This is a genomic window from Pantoea sp. SIMBA_079 (genome assembly GCF_046940275.1).
GTDB classification, from domain to species: Bacteria; Pseudomonadota; Gammaproteobacteria; order Enterobacterales; family Enterobacteriaceae; genus Pantoea; species Pantoea borealis.
The window spans coordinates 1-229 of sequence record NZ_JAWRYR010001032.1; the positions used below are offsets into that span (position 1 = coordinate 1).

Sequence of the window (229 nt, forward strand, 5' to 3'; positions counted from 1 at the left end):
GGCCACGGCCTGCACCAGTTGCTGACCGCGATCGGCGAATTGCCGGTCGCGGGCATCAACGGCGTGGAATGGGACGCGGTGGAACGGCCGAGCCAGTTCATGGAGAACTTCTGCTGGGAATGGGATCGCGTGCACGCGATGACCGCGCACGTCGACACCGGCGAAGCGCTGCCGCGCGAACTGTTCGACAGGATGCTGGCGGCGCGCAATTTCCAGAGCGGCCTGCAGT

Annotated in this window: 1 protein-coding gene; it reads left to right on the top strand. The window is 66.4% G+C overall.

The genetic code is table 11. The annotated features are described in order from the left end of the window. Positions 1-229 (top strand): M3 family metallopeptidase (locus tag SB719_RS23045; RefSeq protein WP_412160174.1); only part of this gene is annotated, 229 nt, incomplete at both ends.